Genomic DNA, 17,210 nt, shown 5'->3' with positions numbered 1-17,210 from the left:
GGGGCTACTTACCCGCTAAAGCAGGCTGTTTTTGAGACTTTTGATAACTTTCCACCAGTTGCCGAAAATGCTCTCCTTCAATGGTTTCTTGATCAATCAGGGCATCCACCAATAAATCCATCAAATTGCGGTTGTCTTCGATGATGCGGGTGGCCCGTTGGTGGGCGGCGGTGACAATGGCTTGGATTTCCCGGTCAATGCGGGCGGCAATATCTTCGGAGTATTCCGATCGTTTACCCCAATCGCCACCGCTGTAATTACGATCGCCCTCTTCCTCCAACGCCACCAAGCCGAGGGAGGACATGCCTAGTTTGGTCACCATTTGTCGGGCTAGGTAGGTAATTTTTTCAATGTCATTACCGGCCCCGGTGGTCACCTCGTCGTCGCCAAAAATAACTTCCTCCGCTACCCTGCCCCCCAACAATCCGGCGATGCGGGCAATCATTTGGTTGCGGGTCATGAGGCTTTGGTCTTCATCGGGGGTGAACCAGGTTAAACCTTGGGCTTGACCCCGGGGAATGAGGGTAACTTTTTCCACTGGATCATGGCCAGGACAGAGGGTGCCAATTAAGGCATGGCCGACTTCGTGGTAGGCAATTAACCTTTTGCTTTTACTGTCCACCAAGGGAGTCCCTTCCATACCGGCCACTACCCGGTCAATGGCATCATTCACTTCCGCCATGGTGATGGCATCCTTGCGCCGCCGAGCAGTGAAAATGGCCGCTTCATTTAACACATTGGCTAAATCTGCCCCGGTGAATCCTGGAGTCCTGCGGGCGATCGCCGCTAACTGGACTTCTTCGTGCAATTTTTTATTTTGGGCGTGGATTGCCAAAATTAATTCCCTGCCCTGCACATCGGGATAATCCACTGTCACCTGGCGATCGAACCGTCCCGGCCGCAAAAGGGCCAAATCCAACACATCGGGCCGGTTAGTGGCCGCAATGACAATGATGCCGCTATTACCTTCAAAGCCATCCATTTCTGTCAGCAATTGGTTAAGGGTCTGTTCCCGTTCATCGTTGCCGCCGCCGTAGCCCACGCCCCGTTGCCGACCCACCGCATCAATTTCATCGATAAAGACTAAGCAGGGGGCATTTTCCTTCGCTTTTTTGAATAAATCCCTCACCCGGGAAGCTCCCACCCCCACAAACATTTCCACAAATTCCGAACCGGAAATGCTGAAAAATGGCACCCCCGCCTCCCCGGCGATCGCCTTGGCCAATAAAGTTTTGCCCGTACCGGGAGGGCCAATTAACAATACACCCCGGGGAATTTTGGCCCCAATGGCGGTAAATTTTTCCGGCTGCTTGAGGAAAGTCACCACTTCCTGCAATTCTTCCTTCGCTTCATCAATGCCGGCCACATCGTCAAAACCAACACCGGTTTTTGCTTCCATTTGGAACCGGGCCTTAGATTTGCCAAAACTCATGGCCTGCCCCGACGCATTGGCGGATCGACGCACCACCATCACCACCAAACCGATCAAAATAGCCACCACCAGCAAATTGGTCAATAGACCATACAGGGCCGAATTATCCGGGGTGCGGTTGATGTCTAAATCAATGGTTTCAGAACGACTCCGCAGGAGGTTGAGCAACTCTGGGTTATTGTCTAGCAACTGCACCGTTTGGGGCTTAGACCCTGGGGGCGCATCCTTGAGGGTTACGATCGCCTGGCGGCGGTTAGTGTCCACTTCCACCTTGGCCACCTGATTGGCCTTGATGGCATCGATCAACTGCCCATAGTTCATTTTGGGTTCAGCGGAACGGGAGGAGCCAGAGCCAAACAAGGAGCGGGGCTGAGTTTCTCCATTGCTGGAGCTAGGGGATTGGGGGGCACTAGGACTGGCCTTGGGTTGGGCCCCATCTCCCCCTTCCTGGGCCAGGGTGGATACTGGTAGAACTAGGGTGCCAGCTACCAGTAAACCCATCCCCAAACGGTGCCAAAATCGGCTAGGGCTGGAGAAAAAATGGCGATCGGAACGGGGACGATGACTCATGGACGTTTTAAACTAAAAAAATTCCAGCAGAGGGGAAAAACTCCAACCCCCATGATAGCTTGGGTCTTTGATTAACAAAATGTAACGAACTGCTTTAACTATGGTTTTAACTCCCTCCACCATGCTCACCCTCGGTACCCAAGCACCAGATTTTTCCCTCTGGGACGTGACCACGGAAAAGCCCCTGACCCTAGGGGAAGCCATGGGGGAAAAAGGCCTACTGGTGATGTTCATCTGTTGTCATTGTCCCTTTGTGAAGCATATCCAGGCCCAGTTAAGTCAGTTGGGTAAGGATTACCAAAACACTGGCTTAGCCATGGTGGCCATCAGCGCCAACGATGCGGCCAAGTACCCCGATGACGCTCCCCCAGGCCTGAAAAAAATGGCCCAGGATTGGGACTATCGCTTCCCGGTGCTGTACGACGAAACCCAGGCGATCGCCAAGGCCTACCGAGCGGCTTGCACCCCCGACTTTTTCCTCTTTGATGCCCAGGGGAAATTAGCTTACCGGGGCCAGTTGGATGATAGTCGTCCTAGCAATGGTTTGCCGTTGACCGGAGTAGACCTGAGACAGGCGATGGATTTACTGCTGGCAGGTAGCCCTGTGCCAACGGAGCAAAAACCCAGCATCGGTTGCAACATTAAGTGGAAACCGGGTAATGAACCCGATTATCAAAGCAATTAGGCGGTGAAAAGTCTAAGGGGGAGTAACCCCTGTGCCAAAATAACGGGAGAGTAATTGTGACGGGGCAAAGGCATTCCGGTGGAAAAAGGCAAACTAATTGAATTTCGGCATCAAGGGGAACGGCGGTTGGCGGTGGTCGATCGCCCGGACGGCAAAAAGGATTGGGTGGTTATTGACTCCCAGGGCCAGAGCCATAAACTGAAGCCCCAGCGGGTGGAGTACGAAATTCCCGGCGGCCCCTATACCACCGACGATTTGCCCAGTTTTTTGGGGGAGGTGGAACCGTATCTCGACCCTTCCAGTTTGGAGGTGGCCTGGGAATTGTTAGTGGAAGATGGGGAAAGCATTACCCCGGCCGATTTAGCCTTATTGCTATTTTCTGGCCAGAGCCCCAGCCAATGCTATGCCGCCCATGCCCTGCTAGCGGAAGATAAACTCTACTTCAAACAAAAAGGCGATCGTTACGAACCCCGCCCCAGTGGTCAAATTGAAGAAATCAAACATCAAATGCGGGTGCAAGCCCAAAAAGAAGAGGAACAACAGGGTTTTATTGACCGAGTCAACCAAGCCCTGGCCGGAGAAACGGTAACTTGGCAGGGCAGCGATCGCCTACGGCTAGAAGCCCTAGAGAAATTCATCCTTTTCCCGGACCAAAACCATCGCCAAGCCTTGGATATTTTGCAGAGTCTTGGTAAACCTGGCCGCACCGACGAAACCCAAAACCTCCTGATAGAATTAGGCATCTGGCAACGCCATGAAAATCTCTTTTTGCGTCGTAGTGCTTACCCCAACCAATTCCCCGCCAAGGTATCTGATGTGGCCCATGCTTACTTAACCAATCCTCCCCCCGACCCCGACCAAGAACGCCTCGATTTGACCGCCCTGAAGACCTACACCATCGACGATGAAAGTACTTCGGAAATTGACGATGGTCTGAGTGTGGAAACCTTGGCGGACGGTGGCCATCGGCTTTGGATTCATGTGGCTGACCCCACCCGACTATTGAGTCCCAACGACGAACTAGATTTAGAAGCCCGTAAGCGCAGCACCAGTCTTTACCTCCCCACGGGCATGATTTCCATGTTTCCGCCGGAATTGGCCACAGGGCCCATGAGTTTACTCCAGGGCCAGCGGTGCGTGGCCCTCAGTTTTGGGGTGATTTTAGACGAAGTCGGAGCGGTGACGGATTTTACCATTGCCCCCAGTTGGGTCAAGCCCACCTACCGCCTCACCTATGAGGACGTGGACGAGATGCTGGTGCTGAAAATCCAGGGGGAACCGGAATTGCCCCTACTGGCAGAGGCGGCTAAAAAACGGGCCCAATGGCGTAAATCCCAGGGGGCCATCACTATCAAAATGCCGGAAGCCATCATCAAGGTCAACGCTGACGAAGAAGTGCAAATATATCTTCAAGAAACCTCCGTTGCTAGGCAACTGGTGGCGGAAATGATGATCCTGGCTGGAGAAGTGGCGGGGCGTTTTTCCCAAGAGCATGGCATCCCGGTGCCATTTCGGGGCCAGCCCCAACCAGAATTGCCTTCCGATGAAGAATTGCTGTCCCTGCCGCCTGGTCCCGTGCGGGAATGTGCGGTGCGTCGTTGTATGCCCCGTAGTGAAGTGGGCATTACCCCCAGTCGCCATGCCAGTTTGGGGTTAGACCTCTATTCCCAAGCCACTTCCCCCATCCGTCGCTACACCGATTTAATTACCCATTTTCAAATTAAGGCCTATCTGCGGGGGGAACCGTTGCCTTTTTCCGGGGAGCAAGTGCAGGAAATTTTATATAGCGTTATGCCCTCTTCTAAGGAGGCCACCTTGGTGGAACGACAAACTAACCGCTACTGGAGCCTGGAATTTCTGCGGCGCAATATTAATGAGGTGTGGCAGGGGGTGATGCTCCGTTGGTTACGGGAGGATGATGGTCTGGGGTTAATTCTCCTGGAAGAGTTGGGACTGGAACTACCCCACCGCTTTGACCGCCCCATTTCCCCTGGCGATCGCCTGAGTTTGAAAGTTAGTAATGCTGATCCACACCGAGACGAAATCCGTTTTCGGGAATTGCTGGCTAAAGAAGCCTAGGATAAAGAGTCTGTGTTTTTATAGTCCCACTTGAAAGGCCGTTTTTGGCATTCTATCCAGATTGGGTATTTGTTTTTATTGTGGTTTACGGTGGATTAGTTCTACAAAAAATATCTATTTATAACAAAAAAAGTCTTCTTGTATAAGTAAAAATTGTGTTTCCACTTAGGTATTTGTGTAAATAAAATTTGAGCCCCCACTTAAGTAGTTGAACACTGAAATTTAATTACAATAAATGTAGCAACAGATACTACTAAGAGAGGACGTTTCCCATAAATTGAAGTGCAAAAAGGATTCGGAGATGTATGCTTGGTGTACAAATTGGGTAGTGCTTGATTTTGAACAGAAGATAGGGTTAGACTCTACTCGTTAATTTTTTTTGTTCTCATTATGAAAAGTTAACTTAGGATTAAAAAATAGTTAACTTACAGAATTAATAAGAATTGACAGGTTTAACTCCGCCCTTGATGGACTTTTTTGCTCAAACGCCATTGTTGTCCTATGCAGTCTCCCCTGTCTCCTTCCCCAGATACGAATCAGACTCTATTGGAGCTGGCCTATCCCCCGCCGCCTCCCCCTAATGTTATGGAAGCCTCAGCGTCGCCGGTTACTGAAAATCCGAACCTCTATCAGATTTTGCAGAGTCTCATCGTTAATGAGAGTTCGGGTAAGCTCATTGTCCATAGTCAGGCTAACCCTGATGTTCAATGGCGCGTTTATCTTGGCAATGGCCGCATTCATTATGCTGGGAGTGAGCAGGGGCAACGGGAAAGGCTCAGTTACCTTTTCCAGCGGTATATTCCCACGAAGAACATCCGTCTAGAAGAGCCCATTGCAAGCGACTATCAGTACCTCTGTGAGTTGTGGGATTCCCAGCAGTTTTCCTTTCAAGAAATTCGTTCCATTCTGGCCAAGTTGACCCAGGAAGCATTGGTACAAATCCTTTCCCTATCCCAGCCGGTGTGTGTGTTCGAGGAAACGGTGGGTTTGGATCGTTTGTTGCTCTATCTTGATTTCAAACAGTTGATGCAGCCCGCCACCCAGGAGATCAAACATTGGCTCAAGGTCCGCACTGTTATCAATTCCCCTTTTCAAAGGGCGATCGCCGACAATGTGGATGCGATTTTGCCTGGGCTATGTAAGCTTGAGCACATCACCAGCGACTTGCTGAACCGTTACCAAAAACTGCCGGAATTGGTGGCACAGGAAACATGTGTGTATGAGATTGCTGAATCCCTAAACACCAGCACCCTCAACGTGGCGATCGTTCTCAAAACCTTAGTGGACCAAGGGATAATCTCCATGGGGCCCTACGAACCCCAGGAGGAGGATAATCGCCCCGTCATTGCCTGTGTGGATGACAGCCCCTCTATCCAAAGGGTAGTGAGCTTTGCTCTGGAGGCCACCGGCTTTAAGGTGATCAATATTAAACAGGCCGCCAGCGCCCTAACCACCTTGATGCATGCCAAACCGGCTCTGATTTTGATGGACATCAATATGCCCGACATTGACGGCTATCAACTGTGCAGTATTTGCAATAAATCCGAAGCTCTCAAACATATTCCCATTGTGATGTTGACCGGCCGCAGTGGGGTTTTAGACCGGGTAAAGGCTAAAATGCACGGCTCCGTTGGCTATATTTGCAAGCCCTTCCAACCCCAGGAATTGGTGGAAACAGTGCAGAGCTTTATTTCCGTTAATCCCATGACGGTTTAATCAATTTCACTAACACCATTGACTGCTCAGGGCGGCTCTAAATTGTGGAGTCAAATTTTAAATCTAATGCCTAAACCACACTCAAATTAATCACCAAGATTGCTGTCACTAGTTTATGATTATTATCGTTAAGAGTTGTCTAGGGAGATACCAGTGAAAACTGTTTTAGTTGTGGAAGATACCAAATCTGACCAATTATTGGTTCAGGGCCTTTTGAAATCCATGGGCACAGAAACGGTCATTTGCAACAATGCCGACGAGGCTCTGGATTGGCTAGACAAAAACAAGGTGCCGGACTTAATCATGCTGGACATCGTTATGCCGGATGTTAGTGGTTATGATCTATGTCGCAAAATTCGCGGCGAATTAGCTCTGGAAGATGTGCCCATTGTTTTCTGTTCCACCAAGAACGAAGATTATGACCGGTTTTGGGCCCTGCGGCAGGGGGGCAATGCTTACTTAATTAAGCCCTATAGCCCCATTGAGTTGATGAAAACCGTTAAGCCCTATATTTCCTAAAATTTGCCAATGCTGACTATGGTGATGGGGTTATGGTAGAGGACTATTTTTGGATTGACTTAGGTTTGGCCCTAACGGTGGCTATTCCTTTGACGAAAACTAGGGAGGTGTTATCGTTTCCCGTTAATTCCCTTTGTCTGATTCCTGGGGTGAGACCGGAGTTGCTGGGGGTGAGTAATCAACGGGGAAATTTGCTTTGGGTGATGGATTTGCCCCGCCTATTGTCTCCGACCACGGCCAAGCCTCTCAATTACCGGACCTTAAACAATACTAAGGCGGTGGTACTGGTGGGGGAATCGGCCCAGGTGGCGGCGATCGCCGAAGGGTTGAAGGGGATTGTCAGCTTTGAACGGGGGGAAATTAAGCCCCTACGGGAACCTTTTTTATTGGGAGAAGGCAACAAAGATGGGGAAACCATTCTCATTTTGGATGTGGATCAAGTCTTTGCCTGGTTTCAAGGAGGGGGGAGTGGTGTTTACCCAGGAGAGAAGGCTGCAAAATAGGAAAAAACGACAATTTACCTGTTTTTTGTGGTCTATTGACAAAACTATTTCCACTCCTTGTTAGTCATTAATACTGCTCCGTTAGTTTTCTATTCATTGTTTATCCACTGGGAACCGCCATGGCCAGCTCCACCACTACCCCCAAGTTTTCCGCAGAGATCCTCGAATTAGAAAAAATTGCCCTGGGAGCTCCGGACGATCTGTTTGCCAACATCGTTTTGGCTGGGGCCCTGCAGGAAGAGGAATATTGGCAGGAGGCGGCCCACTATTACCAAAAAGCTAGGGCTTTGGACTCCGATGGCATTTATGCCGAAACCATCGCTAAGGCCTTGGCGGAAATTGGTCCCCATTTACCCGAGGAAGAGGAAGAGGAAATCCGTCCCCAGGTTTTGACGGAGGAAGAAAAAAAGCAAGCCTATCCCCCGGAAATTTTGGCCCTCCAGGAAACTGTGCGCGATCGCCCAGACGATTTGGTGGCCCAAATTAGTTTTGCCAGTGCTTTGGAAGCGGGAGGCTTTTTACCCGATGCCCTGGCGGCCTACGAAGATCTAAAAATCCGAGACGAAGAGGGAATCTTCCACACCACCTGTGACCAGGCGATCGCCGGCATTGAAGCCCAATTGGCAGACCCCAGGCGAGTTTCCCAGGCCACGGGCTGGACGGGGACCCTGAAATACGCCGCTGCCACCGATGATTTGGCTCTGGATGAGGAACGCTCTAATTTAACGCTGCAAAAACGCTGGGCCAATCTCCCCATTGCAGCTAAACAGTTCACCGCCTTTGTGGCCTCCAGTGCCCTGACGGTGGTGGGGGTAGTGGGTACGGGGATGGCCATTGCCCTGGTGACGGGGCGGGCCCAACTGGCCAACCAAACCATGGCGGAGTTAGTCATCTCCGAAAATAACTATAACGTCAGCGTCCAAGGCAACATTGTTGATTTTGGCGATCGCTCCCGCAGTGTGGTCCGGGAAACTTTAGAGATTCTCAATGGGGGCTACAATGCCATCTACACCATTAACCCCGCTGGCAATTTGGAATTGTCCGTGTCGGCCCTAGAAACGGAGGATGCCCAGGGTAATGCCCGCATTGCCGACAGTGTGCCCCTAGAAAATTTGACCCTAGTAGAGCAAGCTCGCAGTGGCGGAACGGAAATGGTGGCCGGTCGGGGGGACATCCGTGGTGTGCCCTTTACCATTGCGGTCAAACCCATCAGTGATGGCCAGGGGGAAGTGACTGCTTTTTTGGTGCGGGGTAAACAGGAACAGGCTTTGATGGACTTGCTGGAAACCACTTTCCTCCTGCAGATGGGGGTGGGGGGTCTGGCCCTGGTAGTGGCGGCGATCGTGGCCTATTGGCTGGGAAGAACGTTGACTAAGCCCCTAAAAACTTTACAAACCACCGCCCAAAAGTTGGGGGAGGGGGACACCAGTATGCGGGCAGTGGTGGAATCCAAGGATGAGGTAGGGGAATTGGCCCGCACCTTTAACGCCATGGCAGAACAAATTGAGGCTTCCACCCAATCCCTGCAGGAAACCTCCTTGGAACGGCAACGGGAAGCGGAAAACCAACGGCGCCAAAAAGAAGAACTCCAAGAGGGGGTGGTGCGGTTGTTGACGGATATTGAAGAATCCTCCCGGGGGGATTTGACTGTGCGCAGTTCGGTAGAAGCCGGGGCAGTGGGGGCGATCGCCGATGCGTTCAATGCCACCCTAGCAGGGCTAAGAAAACTGGTTAAACAGGTGGTGGATACGGCGACGGAGGTAAGTGGCCAGGCCCAGGAAGATAGTGAGGAGATCACCAATTTGTCTGACAATGCCCTGGAACAGGCCCGGGCTCTGGAATCGGCCACGGCTTCGGTGGCAGAAATGGCCCAATCCATTGAATCCGTAGCTAAAAGTGCCCAAACGGCAGCGGCGATCGCCAAACAAGGTAACGAAGCCGCCCAGCAGGGGCAAAACACCATGGACCAAACGGTGGACAGTATCTATAAGGTGCGGGGGCGGGTAGCAGAAATTTCCAAAAAATCGAAGCGATTGGCGGAATCTTCGCTGGAAATTTCCAAAATTGTTGGTATTATCGCTGGTATCTCCGAAAAAACCAACTTGTTGGCTTTTAACGCCTCCATTGAAGCCGCTCGGGCAGGGGAAAATGGCCAGGGCTTCCGGATCGTTGCGGATGAGGTACGTCGTCTAGCGGAAATGGTCACCCTTTCTGCCCAGGAAATTGAACAGGTAATTCTGAGCATCCAAGAAGAAACCTCCCAAATGAGCCAACTAATGGAAGAAAGCACCAACGAGGTGGTAACTGGCACCCAACTAGTGCAAAAAACCAAGGAAACCCTGCAAAATCTGACCCAAATTAGTGAGGAAATTGATGGCCTCCTCGATTCCATCTCCCGTAACACCGAATCCCAACGGTTGGCCTCCCAGACGGTGACGGAAACGGTACAGAACGTAGCCAGTGTGGCAAAATCCACCTCCGATAAATCTCAGCAGGTATCCCAATCCCTCCAGTCCCTGGCTAAAACCGCTGTGGATCTACAAACCGCCGCCGGTAAATTCAAAGTGGAATAGGTCAAAAATTTTTCCATGCCTCGTCCAAACGCCTAACTCTCCATCTGGTCAACGTATGTTTGATGCTGCCACCCTCGCCGCCATTACCGCCGAAGCCCGCCAGGCCTTTCTGGAGGAAGATGCGCCGGAATGTTTAGAACAGTTGACAGTGGGTTTTCAGTCCTTGGAACAGGTGTTGAACTCTGCCGGGGATGCCCAGCAACGCCAGAAATTAATCCAAGATATGGGACGGGCGGCCCATTCCCTGAAGGGGGGAGCGGGCATGTCGGCCCTCACTCCCCTGCAAACCCTTTGCCATCGCCTAGAGGATTTATTTGAGGCCCTGGAACAAGGAAGGGTGGAAGATACCTCCGTGGCAGTGGGTTTGATTGGCATGACCATTGAAGAAACCCAGGCCATGGTGGAGTTAGCTAACAGTGGCCAGTTGCTAGATACAGACGAGCCACCGGAACTAGCCTTGGCCCTAGGGGAATTTCTGGCCACCTGTCAACCCCAGCCTGCCCAGGGGGAAACGGTTAGTGGCAATGTGTCTCAATTTGTGCGGACTTCCCTCTCGGTGGAATTGGAGGCCTGTTTAGATCGGGTGGAACGTCGGTTGGAACGGGGCGGCACGGCCGGGGAATTGCGGGAAAGTTTTAGTCTTTTACTGGAGGAATGTACTCTTCTGGGCCAGGCCCTGAGCTGTGAATGGCTAGAGGAAACCGCCAAGGAATTCCGGGCCCAACTAGCCGAGCCTACCTTGGATTTGCCCAGCTTTATCCCTCCGGCGATCGCCACGTTGAGATCCCTAAGGGCGCAGTTTCTAGCAGGGGAATTAACGCCCCCAGCAGATCCACCCCCATTGGCCGTCGTAGAAGCCCCAGTCCCTGTGACCATGGCCCAGACTAAGCCAGTCCCTGTTACCGTTACTGCCTCAGCACCGCTCCCCGTAAAATCGCCTGTCGCAGTTAGGCCGACCACTAGCCGCCAGACTCTCCGTATTCCCCTCGATCGCCTCAATAAACTGAGCAACACAGTCAGCGAACTGCTAATCAACCAGGAGAGGTTATTGGAATACGACAAACAACTGCGCCAGGCCAGTCGTAATTTGAAAAAACGGGGACAACAGTTAATCCCCATGCGGGAACAGGTGGAGTCTCTCTATGACGAATTGTCCTTTAGTGACCAAACCAAAGTCATCCCCGGCAATGGAGGGGAGCCCAGTGATGGCCAAAGTAGTCTAGGCATAGCGGGGTTCGTGGACTTTGACGCGTTGGAAATGGATAGTTACACTGCTGTCCACGGCATTTTGCAGAGGTTTCAAGAACTGATGGTGCAGGTGCAGGAAATCCAGGAAGACGTGGATTTAGTGGAACGGGATTTACAGGAAACTTTGATTCAAATGAGTCAATCCCTCCATCAGTTGGATAGTGAGTTGACCCAATCCCGTCTGGTGCCCTTTCGGGGTCTGGCCCAATCCTTTGCCCAACCCCTAGAAAAATTAGGCGATCGCCATAAAAAGCCGATACAGTTTGCGGTTGAAGGGGAAACAACCTTGGTGGAGGTGGCCATTCTCGACCAGTTACGCACCCCCCTCACCCATTTAATCCGCAATGCCTTTGACCATGGCCTAGAATTTGTGCCGGAACGCCAGGCCCAGGGCAAGCCCCCCCAGGGAACCATCACCCTCAGCGCCAGCACGGCTAATAACCAAGTGTTGATCACTGTGGCCGACGACGGTCGGGGAATTGATCCAGAGAAAATTGCCCGCAAAGCAGTGGAACTGGGTTGGTTAACGGAAGCACAATCAGGGAGCATGGCCGAAGCCCGAATACTTGATTTTCTCTTCCAGCCGGGATTTTCCACCGCGGCGGAGGTTAGCAACCTGTCCGGCCGGGGCCTGGGGCTAGACATTGTCAAGCAGATGATCGAAGCCCTGCGGGGGACATTGACGGTGGAAACTAAACTGGGCCAGGGTAGTCGTTTTCTCATCCGTATTCCCCTCAGCCTTAACATTGTGCCCCTACTGTTGGTGCGCTATCAACAGCGGTTACTGGCGTTTCCTTCCGAAAGTGTGTTGCGTATTTTGCCCCTGGATGATTACCCCGTTAAAAATGGCCGGGTGGAGTGGCAATCCCAAATTATGGAAGCCCGCCCCCTGGATGAGGTGTTACCCCAAATTTATCCCCAGGGTTTTAGTCCTTCCCCCGGCTTACCCCATAAAGTTGGCCTCATGGTCAACCTCGGCGATCGCCCGGCATTGTTAACGGTGGAGCAAATTGTCGATGAACGGCCCCTAGTGGTCAAGGCTTTGGATGCCATCACCCCCATTCCTTCCTATGTGGCGGGTTGCACTGTGTTGGGGACTGGGGATGTGGTGCCTGTATTAATTCCCAACAATTTTGCTGTGCTCTGGCGCATGGAACCCACCCTGACCCAAGCCCCCAGCGTCGTTGGTACTGGCCAAACAACGATTCTGGTCATAGACGACTCCGTCACAGTACGGCGGACTTTACAACGGGTATTGGGGGGCACTTTCCGTTTGATCCAATGTCGGGATGGCAAAGAAGCCTGGGATTTGCTCAACCGGCAGAACCAAGGCATTGATTTAGCCCTGTGTGACATCGAAATGCCCAATATGGACGGCTTTAGCCTCCTGCAATTGGTGCGGGCCCACCGGGTATGGCATAGCTTGACGGTGATTATGCTTACTTCGAGGGAAAATCCCCTCCACCGTAGCCGAGCCCAGGCCCTAGGTGCCAGTGGCTACCTTACCAAACCTTTCCAACCAAACCAACTACTAGATACCATTGACCAATTTTTGGCAGAAACTGCTAGGAATTAAATCAACTAACAAGACTTTTCCAGTCGGCGATCGCCCTTGCATTGCTTCAGGATCTCCATTGAATTGGAAAACTTCTGCAATATCCATCAAATGAGAGTTTGAGAAGTGGCTTGTTGCTTTTTACTTCTATCTGGACAATTTGAGTTACTAGCAAGACCTTGATTTCTGTCCAGAAGGAGTTAGAAAACTTCTTTTTTAAAGCGGACCATATTTTGTGATGCTACTATCCCATTGGAAGTTTAGGCTTTGACACCAGACTTGCCCGTAGATTGTCATACATAGGCGATCGCCAATTTTGAAAATTATGGATCATTGCATAATTTCCTTCCCTGAAAGTAATTTTTCACCCCTATCATTACAATTTAATGCTCGTCTAGGGGAATATTTAACCCTAGAGAATTCGCCAATTTTATTCGGTTGTCGCACAGGATTATGTGGTACCTGTCTAGTGCGGGTTGTGGGAGAAATCCCGCCTCCAGGGGCCGAGGAAAAGGAACTGTTGGCTATTCTGTCCCCCGATGATGCCCAAGCTAGGTTGGCTTGTCAGATTAGATTAACGGGAGATATTGCGATTAGAACCTATCAAAGCGATGAAATTTGAAGATTTTTGGTATGTGGCGGCGGAAAGTCAGCATTTAAAGCCTGGTCAAGTTTTGGCCCGGCAAATTTTGGGGCAATGGTTAGCAATTTTTCGAGATCACCATGGCATGGCGATCGCCTTGGAGGATCGTTGTGTCCATCGCCATAGTCGCCTTTCCTGCGGTTCGGTAAAGCAAGGTAATCTTCACTGTCCCTACCACGGTTGGATTTATGATCATCGAGGCCAAGTTATTGGTGTGCCAGCGGAAGGTCAGCAGTTTAAACCAAGGGAAAATTTGCAGACAAAATGTTACCAAACGATGGAGCAGGAAGGCTTTATTTATGTCTGTTTAGGGAACCCCATTCAACCCCCTTTTGCTTTACCCCAGTATGGTAAAAAAGGTTGGCAGAGGATAAGACTAATCCACCAATTTGCCAATAACGTCACCAACTGCGTTGAGAATTTCATTGACATTCCCCACACAGCTTCGGTGCATCCAGGTATTTTTCGCACTGCCCAACGGCAAGCCATACAAATGACTGTGCGTCGCCATCAAGGACAAGTCAAAGCTGAGTATCATAACGAAAATAATAATTTGGGTTGGTGGGGCAAATTCCTCAATTCCCAGGGCAATGAAATTATTCATACTGACCGGTTTATGATGCCGAATACCACGTCTGTGGAATATAAATTTAATGCCCAACGTCATTTATTTATTACTAGCCAATCGGTGCCCGAAACGGAACAATCTACCCTAGTTTATACAGACGTTGCCTTCAATTATGGCATTTGGAATTTATTTGCCATTCCTTTGGTTTGGGGGACTGCAAAACGGATTATTGCCCAGGACTTAAAAATTCTTGCCATCCAACAGGAAGTAATCGCAAAATACGGCACCAATTTTAATCATACCCCCGCCGATACTATCCATATTTTTGTGGAATCCATCCGCACGGCGATCGCCAAGGGAGAAGATCCGCGACAGTTGCCAGATAAGAGTGTGGAAGTAACTTTCTACGTTTGATGGGTAGGGCTTTATGGATCGTTGGGCTTGGGGCGACGCATTCCTTTGCCCAGATAAGCAATGCAAAAAGTAGTCAGGGCCATCATGGTTAAATTGAAGTTCTGGGTGGTTCCCCAGAGGGTGAGGGGACAGAGTAGAAACACCGCTAAACTGAGGTAGGTTTTTGCTCTGCCTGAACCGGACTTTTGTTTAATTTGCTTAGGTTTATTGCCAACCTTGGTAGAGAAAAATAATCGCTTCAACCGCCGGTAACTCTTCATACGTTTCTGTTGTATTGCTCGTGGAATTTATCCTTAAAATTCTAGTTATTCCAGTCATGAAATGGGTCTTGAAGACATCCTCCCATTCCCCAGTTAAAAAGTAAACTTCAGCCGCAGTGTAACCAAAATGCAGATGGGTATGGAAGGGATAATTCTGAACTTTTACCCACTTTTCTAGGCTGGCAAAAGCATACAAACAACGTGGGCAACCTGGCCATGGGTATCTAGAATGGGGGAAAACCAAGCATCATAGAACCAAGTGCCATGGTCAACTCGTTCCAATTGCACACTGACGGACTCAATCACATTGTTAGCTAAAGCATGGCTGATCAAACTTTTTAATTCGTTAGCTTCGGGTAACAAATAATAAATCGATTTACCAATGCTTTCTTTGGGGTCAAGGCCAATTTGTGCTAAATATTTTCCCCCACATTTTAGCAATACTCCTTGGTTATCTAAAATGAAGATCACACTGGGAAACCATAAAATAGCCTGGTTTAAGAGGTCATCTTCCTGTTGGATCAGGGTCTCATTTTGCTTATGCTTGGTTTGAATGCGGGCATTGTTCAAGACTAGGGCAATTAATTCCGCCGTTTTCTCCATGGCGATGGCAGAGGCCGGGGTGAAATGGTCCGATTGGGAATGCATCAGGGTTAAAATCCCCAACAATTCGTCTCCCCAAACAATGGGAACCCCCAGGGCCGACAGGGCATTGTAGGGTTCGTCGGGCAGTTTCAGCCAACGGTAATCCTTAGTGGTGTCGTTAATTAATCCCGTTCTTTTATTTTCCCTGACCCAACCCGCCAGTCCTTTATCCAACACTTGGCCGACAAGATTTTTTTTCTGATTTTGGTCGGTGGCTCCCCTGGCCAAAATACTCTCTGTGACCCGGCCGTCGCCATCTAGTAAGAAAAGACTGCCCAACTGGGCCCCCGTTTGGTGAATGGAGGCTTCCATGGTTTTTTGCAACGTGGCCTTAATCAACATCCGCCCCGCGGAGACGTTGGTGAGGGAAATAAAGCCTTTGAGAATTTTATTTTGGATATCCAGGGTGTTGTTACTGGCTTTGAGGCTGGCCAACTCCTGCTCTAGGGCTTCGATTCTGGCTAGAGACAGATCTGGATTGGGATCGTAGATGCTCATACACGGAGGACGATGAAAATTGGCCTAGATGCTTTTATCCTAATCTTCTTGGGGATTTTCCGGTTGTTAAAGGGAAGACTTTTCCTTGATCTGGTGGGTGAGTTGCAGTCAATGATGGCGATATTGACCGCATTCTACCCCTTGCTGGCCAAAGTTTTGGCAATATAGTTGGCGATCGCCAGGGAACCACCGGGGGAACCAATGCGTTCTTGCCCGTTCTGCCGACAGCTTTGTTGATAATGGTGATCTGCCAAAATTTCCAGGGCTTTCTGACTAGCTTGACTGATTAAATTGGCTTCCTGGGGATTTTGGCCAATGGTGGTGACGGAACGGCCTAATAATCGCATTTGAGCTTCCGCAAAACCATAGGTAAATTGGGGGCCACGGCCAGGAATTTGTAACACTGGCTTACCCAAACCCACGGCCTGTTCCACCGCAGTACCGGCCATGCCTAACACTAAATCCGCCTGCTGCAGAATGTCGGCAAATTGCTGCCAGGAAAGATGAATGGTGCAGTTCCCCCGTTCCAGGCGATCGCCGTGGTATTGCCAACCATGCTCCACTGCCAAGGTTTGTAGATGCTCCACCGTCACTGCGGGCACGAGGGCGGCCCAAAAATCCACTACTTTTTCCTGGGCAATGGCTCTACAGAGGGGTAATAGTTGGCCCAAATTGTTTAACGCTTCCGGCACCCGGCTACCGGGCAAAAGGGCAATGAGGGTGTTGCTGTGCCGTTGCAATGGCTGTCCCGTCGGTTGGAGAGCGTCCATGATCGGATAGCCCAAACAACGAATATTAATGCCCCGTTGTCCTAAATCCTCCGCTGTTAAATGGTCTTTGGCGATCGCCCCGAGACAATGGCGAGATTTTAAACACCAGGCCACAGTAAAGGGTAAGGGTAACCGGCCTTCGTAATAACTGGAATTGGCCACCAAAAAACTCAGGTAGGGCTTACCACTGAGACGGGCAAAGGCCAAGGGCACAATGTCACCGATCGCCACAATGAGGTCAAATTGATGTTTTTGTTTGAGTAGGGCTTTAATTTGCTTAATGGTCAGGCCCACTAAACCACCAACAATATCTCGCCACCAGGTCAGAAAGCCAGTGTAAATTAGCCCCCCGGAGGGCAGAGGTTGGGTCGGGGCAATGATACTAATCCCCCTCTGTTGATAGGCCTTGCCTTCCCCCACCAAGGGCAGGGCAAACAGATCAAATTCCGGCGATCGCCGTTGTAGGGCATCGATAATCAAGCCGGCGTTGAGGTCTTCTCCGTGGCCGTTACTAATGAAAAGGATCTTCACT

The 17,210-nt window shown here is 50.6% G+C and carries 13 protein-coding genes; 9 read left to right on the top strand and 4 right to left on the bottom strand.

Annotated elements, in window-relative coordinates; translation table 11 throughout:
* Positions 1-4 precede the first annotated feature (4 nt).
* Positions 5-2,002, bottom strand: coding sequence for an ATP-dependent zinc metalloprotease FtsH1 (ftsH1, locus tag H6G45_RS11995; RefSeq protein WP_190598662.1), 1,998 nt, complete (start codon positions 2,000-2,002; stop codon positions 5-7).
* Positions 2,003-2,102: 100 nt separating this feature from the next.
* Between ftsH1 and H6G45_RS11990 the strand changes: the two genes are divergently transcribed.
* The 9 genes from H6G45_RS11990 to H6G45_RS11950 all read left to right on the top strand — a co-directional run bounded on the left by H6G45_RS11990 (position 2,103) and on the right by H6G45_RS11950 (position 14,505).
* Positions 2,103-2,687, top strand: coding sequence for a thioredoxin family protein (locus H6G45_RS11990; protein WP_190598661.1), 585 nt, complete (start codon positions 2,103-2,105; stop codon positions 2,685-2,687).
* 78 nt (positions 2,688-2,765) lie between these two features.
* Positions 2,766-4,766 (top strand): RNB domain-containing ribonuclease, encoded by a 2,001-nt coding sequence (locus H6G45_RS11985; RefSeq protein WP_190598660.1) that lies wholly within the window; start codon positions 2,766-2,768, stop codon positions 4,764-4,766.
* 501 nt (positions 4,767-5,267) lie between these two features.
* Positions 5,268-6,482 (top strand): response regulator, encoded by a 1,215-nt coding sequence (locus H6G45_RS11980; protein ID WP_190598659.1) that lies wholly within the window; start codon positions 5,268-5,270, stop codon positions 6,480-6,482.
* Between the two features lie 153 nt (positions 6,483-6,635).
* A complete protein-coding gene (locus H6G45_RS11975; RefSeq protein ID WP_190598658.1) occupies positions 6,636-7,001 on the top strand; it encodes a response regulator in 366 nt (121 codons plus the stop codon).
* Positions 7,002-7,033: 32 nt separating this feature from the next.
* Positions 7,034-7,504: a chemotaxis protein CheW gene (locus tag H6G45_RS11970; RefSeq protein WP_190598657.1), complete on the top strand. Its 471-nt coding sequence runs from the start codon at positions 7,034-7,036 to the stop codon at positions 7,502-7,504.
* A gap of 119 nt (positions 7,505-7,623) precedes the next feature.
* Entirely contained in the window at positions 7,624-10,077 is a 2,454-nt protein-coding gene (locus H6G45_RS11965) for a HAMP domain-containing methyl-accepting chemotaxis protein (protein WP_190598656.1), read from the top strand.
* A gap of 55 nt (positions 10,078-10,132) precedes the next feature.
* Positions 10,133-12,901, top strand: coding sequence for a hybrid sensor histidine kinase/response regulator (locus H6G45_RS11960; protein WP_190598655.1), 2,769 nt, complete (start codon positions 10,133-10,135; stop codon positions 12,899-12,901).
* A gap of 304 nt (positions 12,902-13,205) precedes the next feature.
* A complete protein-coding gene (locus H6G45_RS11955) occupies positions 13,206-13,502 on the top strand; it encodes a 2Fe-2S iron-sulfur cluster-binding protein (protein WP_190598654.1) in 297 nt (98 codons plus the stop codon).
* Complete coding sequence (locus H6G45_RS11950) at positions 13,492-14,505, top strand: aromatic ring-hydroxylating dioxygenase subunit alpha (RefSeq protein ID WP_190598653.1); 1,014 nt, start codon at positions 13,492-13,494, stop codon at positions 14,503-14,505. Before H6G45_RS11955 ends, H6G45_RS11950 begins: the two co-directional genes overlap by 11 nt.
* Positions 14,506-14,516: 11 nt before the next feature.
* Here the strand turns inward: H6G45_RS11950 and H6G45_RS11945 are convergent, their stop codons facing one another.
* From H6G45_RS11945 to H6G45_RS11935, 3 genes are all read right to left on the bottom strand, one after another.
* Complete coding sequence (locus H6G45_RS11945; protein WP_190598652.1) at positions 14,517-14,765, bottom strand: hypothetical protein; 249 nt, start codon at positions 14,763-14,765, stop codon at positions 14,517-14,519.
* A gap of 174 nt (positions 14,766-14,939) precedes the next feature.
* Positions 14,940-15,908: a GAF domain-containing protein gene (locus tag H6G45_RS11940; protein WP_190598651.1), complete on the bottom strand. Its 969-nt coding sequence runs from the start codon at positions 15,906-15,908 to the stop codon at positions 14,940-14,942.
* A gap of 134 nt (positions 15,909-16,042) precedes the next feature.
* The gene (locus H6G45_RS11935; RefSeq protein ID WP_190598650.1) at positions 16,043-17,209 is read right to left on the bottom strand and encodes a lipid-A-disaccharide synthase-related protein; all 1,167 of its coding nucleotides are present in this window, start codon (positions 17,207-17,209) and stop codon (positions 16,043-16,045) included.
* Position 17,210: the final 1 nt, after the last annotated feature.

Origin of the sequence: Synechocystis sp. FACHB-383 (genome assembly GCF_014698605.1) — a bacterium.
GTDB lineage: Bacteria > Cyanobacteriota > Cyanobacteriia > Cyanobacteriales > Microcystaceae > Synechocystis > Synechocystis salina.
The sequence above is the reverse complement of the archived record's forward strand: the minus strand, read 5'-3'. Positions and strand labels throughout refer to the sequence as shown.